7 protein-coding genes are annotated in these 9280 nt (G+C 72.4%); 2 read left to right on the plus strand and 5 right to left on the minus strand.

From position 1 onward, the window contains the following. Positions 1 to 116 precede the first annotated feature (116 nt). The 5 genes from ABTY61_RS39685 to ABTY61_RS39705 all read right to left on the minus strand — a co-directional run bounded on the left by ABTY61_RS39685 (position 117) and on the right by ABTY61_RS39705 (position 5908). Positions 117 to 1289, minus strand: coding sequence for a hypothetical protein (locus tag ABTY61_RS39685; RefSeq protein WP_350510096.1), 1173 nt, complete (start codon positions 1287 to 1289; stop codon positions 117 to 119). Positions 1290 to 1584: 295 nt separating this feature from the next. Further along, positions 1585 to 2481, minus strand: a complete 897-nt coding sequence (locus ABTY61_RS39690; protein WP_350510097.1) for a carbohydrate ABC transporter permease — start codon at positions 2479 to 2481, stop codon at positions 1585 to 1587. After that, positions 2468 to 3532, minus strand: coding sequence for a carbohydrate ABC transporter permease (locus ABTY61_RS39695; protein WP_350510098.1), 1065 nt, complete (start codon positions 3530 to 3532; stop codon positions 2468 to 2470). Before ABTY61_RS39695 ends, ABTY61_RS39690 begins: the two co-directional genes overlap by 14 nt. Beyond that, entirely contained in the window at positions 3522 to 4775 is a 1254-nt protein-coding gene (locus ABTY61_RS39700) for a sugar ABC transporter substrate-binding protein (RefSeq protein ID WP_350510099.1), read from the minus strand. Before ABTY61_RS39700 ends, ABTY61_RS39695 begins: the two co-directional genes overlap by 11 nt. Before the next feature lie 98 nt (positions 4776 to 4873). Further along, positions 4874 to 5908, minus strand: coding sequence for a LacI family DNA-binding transcriptional regulator (locus ABTY61_RS39705; RefSeq protein WP_350510100.1), 1035 nt, complete (start codon positions 5906 to 5908; stop codon positions 4874 to 4876). A 181-nt stretch (positions 5909 to 6089) separates the two neighbouring features. On the opposite strand from ABTY61_RS39705, the gene ABTY61_RS39710 reads away from it, so the two are divergent. Then, positions 6090 to 8141: a glycogen debranching N-terminal domain-containing protein gene (locus ABTY61_RS39710; RefSeq protein ID WP_350510101.1), complete on the plus strand. Its 2052-nt coding sequence runs from the start codon at positions 6090 to 6092 to the stop codon at positions 8139 to 8141. 247 nt (positions 8142 to 8388) lie between these two features. Next, positions 8389 to 9168, plus strand: coding sequence for a hypothetical protein (locus ABTY61_RS39715; RefSeq protein WP_350510102.1), 780 nt, complete (start codon positions 8389 to 8391; stop codon positions 9166 to 9168). The last annotated feature ends 112 nt before the right edge of the window (positions 9169 to 9280 follow it).

Genomic DNA, 9280 nt, shown 5'->3' on the forward strand with positions numbered 1-9280 from the left:
GGGCGCGGATTGTTATCCTGGGCGCGGGGGCGGACCACCCCCCCGGCCGCCCCCCGCGCCCGCCCGCCGGGGGGTGGGGGGGGGCGGGTCGCGTCGGTCAGCGCCTCAGGAGGGGGTCACTTCTCCTCGGCCATGGCCTTGATGTCCTCGAAGCCCATGCCCATCTTGTTGAACACCTTGGCCTGGGCCTCCGGGATGCCGAGCGCGGCCAGCGACTTGAGCTGGTCGTCGGTCAGCGGCGCGGCGTCGGTGGTGTTGAACGGCGGGACGGGCGCCCCGGCGCCGTCGGCCTCGGCGTCCGCGCCGCCGGCGGCCAGCGTGAGGAAGGTCTTCACCAGGTCCTCGCCGGTCATCTTGACGGCGTCGGCCGGGGCCTCGACCTTGGGGGCCTCCTGGTTGAAGGCCAGCTTCACCGGGAAGTTGACGCCCGGGTCGACCTTCTTCTCCAGCTGCGCCAGGTCGAAGGTGGCCGAGTTGAACGCGCCGTCCTTGAGGTACAGGTCGACGCCGACCTTGCGGTCCGGGACGTCGGTCGGGGCCTCGGTCGGGAACTTCTTGAACTGCTGCGGGAACTTGGTGGAGAGCGGCTTGACGGCCTTGTACAGCTCGTCGACGGCCTGGCGGGCCGGGGCGCTCATCCAGATGTGCTCGGTGTCGCCCTTCTTGCCCTTGTCCTCGAAGGTGACGGTCCGGTTGAACACGTCCTTCAGCGAGTCGAAGAGCTCCTTGCCGGCGGCCGGGTCGACCGAGGGCGCGGCCTGCGGCTTCGTGCCCTTGGCGGCGTCGTCCTTCTTGGCCTGGTCCGCGAGCTCCTGGAGGTCGAGCGTGACCCACTTGCCGGTCAGCAGGGTCTTGGCGGGGGCCATGTCGGCGGGGAGGTCCTTGGCGACGGTGTCGACCTCGGCCGGGTCCTGGCCGGTGAGCTTGAGGACGCTCTTCATGTCGACGTGCAGGTAGCCCTTGGCGTCGACCTGGCGGTACTCGAGGAGCGGGGTGCCCTTCTTGTCCGCGATGAGGTAGGAGACCCGCACCGACTTGTCGAGCGTGATGTCCTTCTGGTCCTTCTGGTCGCCCGCCGCGTTCTTGAAGGCGTCGACCTCCTTGAGCGGCTTGTCGGCGGAGACCGCGACGGAGACGGAGAGGCCGGAGAGGCTCTTCGCGCTCTGCTCGTCGATCGCCTCGTCGCCGGTGGCCTTGGTGAAGGCGACGATCTGCTCCGGGGTGGCGTCCACGGAGAGCGTGAAGCCGGCCGACTTGCCGTCACCGACCTTGCCGAAGGCCTTCGACACCTTCTGGCCGGCTGAGAGCTGCTCGGCGGTGCCGCAGGCGGTGAGGCCGGCGGCGAGGACGGAGGCGGTGACGGCGACGGGCAGCGCACCGCGCGCGGCCGTGCGGATGGCGGTGTTGATGGTGGAGCTCCTGGTCTGACGGGGCCTGAGTGCAATGGGTCAGGCCGATCCCTCCCCTGCGGTGAAGAACGCCGCAGCACTTACACAGGCGATCACATTATCAGCAAGGTTGCACCTGATTATTTGACCCCGGCTTTAACTGATCAGGCCGATATAGTGACTGTTTGGCCGGATTTCACCCCTTCGACGAGCCGGAGTTGGCACCCCGGACGAAATGGCGCTGGAAGCAGAAGAACAGCACCGCCACCGGCACGGTGGACACCAGCGCCGCCGCCAGCTTGAGCGGGTACTGCGTCCCGGAGCCCAGCCCACCGGAGACGAAGTGCGCCAGACCCGTCGTCAGGGTGTCGTGCTCACTGGACTGGGTGGAGACCAGGAAGTGGGTGAACTCGTTCCAGGAGCCCTGGAAGGACAGCACGGTGAGGGTGATCAGCGCGGGCCGGGACATCGGCAGCACCACCGACCAGAAGATCCGGAACGTCCCGGCGCCGTCGATCCGCGCCGCCTCCTCGATCTCGCGCGGCACCGACACGAAGAACTGCCGCATGATGAAGATCCCGGCGGCGTCGACCAGCAGCGGCAGGACCATCCCGCCGTAGGTGTCGAACATCCCGAAGCTCTTGAGCACCAGGAACTTCGGGATCAGCAGCACCACGCCGGGCACCGCCATCACCGCCAGCACGAAGCCGAACAGCAGCCGGCGGCCGGGGAAGGCGATCCGGGCCAGGGCGTAGCCCGCCATCGAGTCGAACAGCACCCGCCCGGCCGTGACCAGGACGGTCACCAGCACGCTGTTGCCCAGCCAGCTGAGGAACGGGACGTTCTCCACGCCGTGCGCGAGCCCGAACAGTCGCCGGTAGGAGTCGAGGGTGCCGCCGTCCGGGAGCAGCGTCATCGGGTGGGCGGCCGCGTCCGGGTCGGTCTTGAAGCTGTTCGCCAGCTGGAGCAGGAACGGCAGCAGGAAGAGCAGCGCGAAGCCGAGCAGCGCGGCGTACCCGAGCAGGCGCAGCGGCCGGGGGAAGCGGCCGAGCACCGGGCGTTCCGTGCCGGTCCCGCGGTCAGCGCGTCGCACGGCGGGCTCCCTTCGAACGGGGCCCCGGTGCGCCGTCCCGCTCCCGCAGGAGCCACCGCTGCGCGGCGGTGAGCAGCAGGACCAGGCCGAGCAGGACGAACGCGATGGCGGCGCCCTGCCCGTAGTCGGCGTTGTCGAAGCCGGAGGAGTAGGAGAGATAGGCGGGGGTGAGGGTGGTGTTGCCGGGTGCGCCCTTGCCCATCACGTAGACCTGGTCGAAGACCTGCCAGGTGGAGATCAGTCCCAGCGTCAGCACCAGGAACAGGACGGGCCGCAGGGCGGGCAGCGTGACGTGGCGCAGCAGTTGGCGCCGGCCGGCGCCGTCCAGGGCGGCGGCCTCCTCCAGTTCGCGCGGGATGTCCTGCAGCGCCGCCAGGAAGATCAGCATGAAGGTGCCGGAGGTGGTCCAGACGGCCATCAGGATCAGGGTGCACATCGCGACCGAGGGCCCGGCGAACCACTCCGACCAGGCCAGCCCGAGCGGGCCGCCGGCCGCCGGGGCGGGCTGGTCCACGCCGAACCACCCCAGGACCAGCCAGACCAGCCCGCGCGGATCGGCGAACCAGTTGGGGCCCTTGACCCCGGCCCAGCCCAGCATCCGGTTGACGGCGCCGCTGCCCTGGAACAGGAACAGGAAGACCGTCGAGACGGCGATCGAGCTGGTGACGGACGGGAAGTAGAACACCGTGCGCAGGGTGCCGCGGCAGCGCAGCAGCCGCTGGTTGACGGCGAGGGCGAGGGTGAGCGCCAGCACCGTCTGCAGCGGCACCGTCAGCGCCACGTAGTACAGGGTGTTGCGCAGCGAGGTGGCGAACAGGGTGCGGTCCAGGCCGTCGACGGTGAACAGCCTGCGGTAGTTGTCCAGTCCGACGAAGTCCGCGGTGCCGTCGAAGGGGTTGGACTGGCCCTCCCAGTGCAGCAGGCTCACCCACAGCGCCATCGCGATCGGCAGCACCAGGAACAGGCCGAGGACCAGGACCATGGGGGCGGTGAACAGCCAGCCCCACGCCCCCTCGCGCAGACGGCGGCGGAGGCGGGGGTCAGCGGGCATTCTTGAGGGCCTGCTCGCCGTTGCGCTGGAGGGCGGCCAGGATGGTGGCCGGGTCGGTCGTGCGCAGCGACTGGAGGTCGGTGTTGAACTGGGTGAGCACCTGGTTGAACCCGGGGACGGTGACCGGCGGCTGGGAGTGGGCGACGCCGTCGACCCAGGCCTTGGACTCGGGGTACTTCGCGGCGTAGGAGGCCAGCGCGCCGGTGCGCGAGGGCATCACGCCGAAGGCCTTGGCGAACTCCAGCTGCTGGTCGGCGGAGGTGAGGTGCTTGACCAGGTCGACGCCGGCCGCCTGGTGGCGGCTCTTCGCGGCGATGCCCCAGCAGTTGGAGAAGGCGAGGGTGCCGGGTCCGGCCGGTCCGGCGGGCAGCGGGAGCACCTGGTACGGGACGTTCGGGTAGTCCTTGGCCATCGCGCCCTTGAGCCAGTTGCCCTCGATGGTCATCGCGGCCCGGCCCTTGCCGAGCGCCTCGCCGCCCCAGCCGGCGTCCACCTCGGCCACGTACTTGGCGGAGCCGGCCTTCATCATGCCCTGGAGGTACTCCAGCGCCTGCCTGTTGCCGGGGGCGTCGGCGGTCATCGTGGTCTGCTCGGGGTCGGTGATCCAGCCGCCGGCCTGCTTGAACAGGGCGCCGAGCCGCTGGTAGTCGGGGGCGGTGACCAGGCCGGTCACGCCGTCCTTGGTGAGTTTGGCGGCGTCGTCGGCGAGTTGCTGCCAGGTGGTCGGGTAGTCGGCCTCGGTGAGGCCGGCCCGTTGCCAGAGCGTGGTGTTGACGGCGAGGGCCAGGGTGGAGCTGTCCTTGGGCAGGCAGGTGAGCCTGCCGTCGTGGCTGAACGCCCTGCGCAGCTGCTCGGAGAAGTCCGCGGCATCCGGTATCTGCTCGCCGTACGCGTACAGTGAGCCGCCCTTGGCGTAGTTGGCGAACTGGTCGGAGTTGACGTAGAAGAGGTCCGGCGGGTTGCCGCCGGCGAAGGCCTGGCCGAGCTGCTGGTTGATGTTCGCGGCGATCTGCACGGTGACGGTGTTGCCGGTCCGCTTCGCCCAGTCGGCGGTGGCGGCCTTGACCGCCGCGGTCTCGGCCTCGCCGGAGGTGGCGATCAGCACGGTCAGGCTCTGGCCGGCGCCGGAGGACTGCTTGGCCGACGAGTCGCCGAACCCGCCCGAGGAGGAGCAGCCGGTGACGGCGCCGAGGGCGACGGCCGTACAGACGGCGGCCGCGGCGAGGGTGCGGGAGGTGGCCATGCGGGACTCCTTGCGGGGGGTGGTGGGCGGTGGCGGACCTTCGGGGGAGAGATGTTCGGGGAGGGACGTTCGGGGGAGGGGTGCTTGCGGGAGGGGCGTCACGCGCTTTCGCGCAGGACCAACTCCGGTTCGAGCAGCACGTGTCGCACGGGCCGTCCGCGATCGCCGAGGCGTTCCAGCAGCAGCTGCATGCAGACGCGGCCGACCGCGTCGAGCGGCTGGGCGAGGCTGGACAGCGAGGGGAACAGCAGCGGGGCGATCGGGGAGTCGTCGAAGCCGATGACGGCGGCCTCCGGGCCGGGGGTGCGGCCGGCCCGGCGCAGCGCCTGGTACCAGCCGAGCGCCAGGGTGTCGCTGGCGGCGACGACGGCGGTGGCGCCGCCGTCGAGCAGCTTCTCGGCGGCCCCGGTGGCGCGCTCCGGGTCGTCCGGGCTCTCCACCCGGCGGCCCCGGGTGGGCAGGCCCAGTTCGCGCATCGCCTCCTGCCAGCCGCGGGCGCGGTCGTCGCCGACCCCGGAGCCCTTGGGCCAGCCGAGGAAGCCGATCCGGCGGTGGCCGAGCCCGGCCAGGTGCCGGACGGCGGCCGAGGTGCCGGCGGCGCCGTCCACGTCGACCCAGTCGCCGACGTCCCTGCCGGACCAGGTGCGGCCGAACGCGACGTAGGGGACGCCGCGTTCGTGCAGCCAGCCCTGGCGGGGGTCGCCGCGGTCGGTGCCGCTGAGCACGAAGCCGTCGGCGCCGTGCTCGTCCAACAGCTGCTGGTAGCTGGTGAGTCCGTCGTCCCCGGGGGCGACGGCGAACAGCACCACCCGGTAGCCGGCCCGGTCGGCGGCCTCGGAGAGGGAGTGCAGGAACTGGTCCAGGACCGGGGTCGGCACGCCGGTGCTGCTGGAGCGGATGCCGTAGCCGATCAGCCGGCTGGCCCTGGTCTTGAGCGCCTGCGCCGCCCGGTGCGGACGGTAGCCGAGTTCGTCGATGGCGCGCCGTACCCGCTCCAGCGTCTGCGGGCGCAGCAGCTCGGGCGAGTTGATCGCGTTGGACACCGTCTGACGGCCCACGCCGGCCCGGGCGGCGACCATTTCGAGGGTCACTGCCGCCCCGGTGCCGCTCCTGGGCGATGTGTGTGGATGCATGACGGTGATCCTAGGTTCTGTCGCCATCGAGCTGAACTGCGAAGAGCATGGCTTGGAGCGTTCCAAGCGGGGGTTCCATCAATCCCACCAGGGGAGTTAATGTCTTGGAACGCTCCAATGACAGAAAGGTTGCGCCCGGGTGGAAGCAACTGTCAAGCCCCGCACGGAGAACGAGGAGACCATGCCAGCGACCGACCTGCAGCCGTTCCTGCACGACGCCCGGCTCGCCGTGGCCGCACCCAGCCTCTGCGCCGCCCGCCCCGACGGCCGGATCACCGAGGGCGCCGACGGCTTCTACCACGGCGACCGCCGCATCCTCTCCCGCCTGGAGATCGGCGTCCCCGGCGTCCCCAACGCCCCGATCGCCACCGCCGAAGACCCGGACGGGCACAGCGTCTTCGTCACCGTGCTGCGTGGCCTGGCCGAACGGACCGCCGACCCCGCCACCACCCTGGAACGCCGCCGCGAACTCCACGCCGGCCGCCTGGTCGAGCACTACACCCTCCACAACGCCGGCGGCCGGACCGCCCGGCTGCGCCTGGAGATCCGCGCCGAGAGCGACCTCGCCACCATGGACACCGTCAAGGCCGGCCGCACCGGCACCCCGGTCACGCCCACCGCCGGGAACGGCCGCGGACTGAGCTGGCAGGACGGCCCGCTCACCGCCGCCCTCACCCTCACCCCCGCGCCCCACCACCTCGACCCCGCCACCGGCACCCTCGGCTACGAACTCGAACTCGCCCCCGGCCAGAGCTGGCAGGCCGTCCTGGAGTGCACCGCCGAACACCGCGACGGCGACCTCTTCCCCGCCGTCCGCAGCACCCCCTGGAGCGCCCCCGAGGTCACCGGCCGGGACCACCACCTCGCCCACTGGCTCACCCGCTCCCACCACGACCTGCGCGGCCTGCTGCTCGCCGACCCGCTGCGCCCCGCCGACACCTTCCTCGCCGCCGGCGCGCCCTGGTTCCTCACCCTGTTCGGCCGCGACTCGCTCTGGGCGGCCCGGATGATGCTCCCGCTCGGCACCGGGCTCGCGGCCGGCACCCTGCGCACCCTGGCCCGCCGTCAGGGCCGCGCCGTCGACCCGGTCACCGAGGAACAGCCCGGCAGGATCCTGCACGAGGTCCGCCGCGCCGCACAGCACCTCGACACCGGCTCCCACCTGCCGCCCAGCTACTACGGCACCGCCGACGCCACCCCGCTCTGGCTCCTCCTGCTGCACGACGCCTGGCGGTGGGGCCTGCCCGCCGAGGAGGTCGAGGAACTGCTCCCGCACGCCGAAGCCGCCCTCGACTGGCTGGAGCGGTACGCCGACGCGGACGGCGACGGCTTCCTGGAGTACGTCGACAGCACCGGCCGCGGCCTCTCCAACCAGGGCTGGAAGGACTCCTCGGACGGCATCCGCTTCCGCGACGGCCGGATCGCCGCCGCCCCGATAGCGCTCAGCGAGGTCCAGGCCTACGCCCACGAGGCGGCCGTCAAGTCCGCCGACCTGCTGGAGGCCTTCGGCCGCCCCGGCGCCGACCGGTGGCGGCAGTGGGCCGAGCGGCTGCGCGACCGCTTCCGCGACCGCTTCTGGGCGGAGGACGAGCACGGCCGGTACCCGGTGGTCGCCCTCGACCGGCACAAGCGGCCGGTCGACTCGGTCGCCTCCAACCTCGGCCACCTGCTCGGCACCGGCCTGCTCTCGGCCGAGGAGAGCGCCCTGGTCGCGCGGCGCCTCACCGCCCCCGGACTGGACAGCGGCTTCGGGCTGCGCACCCTGGACGCCGCGACCGTCGGCTTCAACCCGCTGGGCTACCACACCGGTTCGGTCTGGCCGCACGACACCGCCGTCGCCGTGCACGGGCTGGCCCGCGCCGGACTGCACGAGGCCGCCGCGCCGCTGGCCGCCGGACTGGTGCGCGCCGCCGCGGCCTTCGACCACCGGCTGCCCGAGCTGTACGCCGGCCACCCGCGCGAGCGCTACGACCGCCCCGTCCCGTACCCGGCCTCCTGCCGCCCTCAGGCCTGGGCCGCCGCGTCCGCCGTGCTGGTGCTCCAGGCGCTGCTCGGCCTGGCCGCGGACGCCCCCGGCCGTCGGCTGTGGGTGCGCGGGCGGGTCCCGGCCGGGTACGAGTCGCTGCGGATCGACGGGCTGACGGTGGCCGGGCTGCCGATCGGGGTGGCGACCGACCACACCGGCGCCGTCCGGCTGCGCGCCCCGGAGGGGTTCACCGTCACCACGGTCTGAAGGTCCGGTGAAGGTCCGGCGCCGCCCGGTGGCGGCCCGTCAGCCCTCCGACCTCGGCGAACGCCCACCGTCCGGGCCGCCGTTGGGTGCTCCGTGTGCCGACTCAGCCCCGCCGGGATCCGGCCCCGCGGGGCGCCGGAGCGGCCGGGGGCGCTGGTGTTCGAGGTGTCATCACCACCTGCTAACCTCAGCCGATTTCCCGCCGCACCGAGCCGGCGGACAAGACGGGGTAAGAGGTACAGAAGACATGGCATTCCTCCGGGCCAAGCAGAAGGCCCAGGTCATCGAGAAGCTCTCGCAGGTGGCGCCTCCCGGCGAGACCTTCATCGCCTGCGTGCACGCCGAGAGCGGTCCCAGCCCGTGGCTCGCGGCCGCGCTCGGTGAGATCCCGCTCGTCGGCCTGATCATCGTGCTGACCCGCAGGTACTACTTCCTGACGCTCACCAACAGCCACGTGGTGATCAACTCGGCCAACCGCTGGAACAACCGTCCCGGCGACGTGGTGGCGGCCTTCCCGCGGCAGGCCTTCCCGGTCAGCCGGGTCAAGCGGGCGAGCATCTGGAGCTCGATGTACGTCCAGATGCCGGGCAGCAACAACCCGGTGCGCCTGAACATCCACCGCATCTGGCGGGCCGAGATGGACCAGCTGAGCGCGGCCTTCCCGCCCGGGGCGATCGACCCGAGCTCGCAGCCCTTCGACACGCCGCAGAACCAGGGCTACCCGATGCCGGCCTACCCGATGGGCGGTCAGCCGGCCCCCGGTCAGCAGATGATCCAGCAGCAGCCGCAGCAGGGCTTCGGCGCTCCGCAGGCGCAGCCGTACCCGCAGCAGCAGCCTCCGCAGCAGCCGTACCCGGCGCCGCAGGGCCAGCCCTACCCGGCGCCGCAGGCCTACCCGCCGGCCCAGCCGTACCCGGGCCAGCCGGGAGGCCAGGTGCCGCCGCAGGGCCAGCCGTACCCGCCGCAGGTCCCGAACGTGCCCTACCCGGGTCAGCAGGGCCAGCAGGGCTACCCGGGCCAGCGCTGACCGCGCACCCGGACCGACCGCGGCCCCGGCTCCCCGTTGTGGGGGGCCGGGGCCACCCACAGGGCCACCCCCCAGCGCGGCCGGCTCGACATGCCGACGGCGGTCATGTAGG

The organism is Kitasatospora sp. NPDC096128 (assembly GCF_040303105.1).
Classification (GTDB): Bacteria; Actinomycetota; Actinomycetes; order Streptomycetales; family Streptomycetaceae; genus Kitasatospora.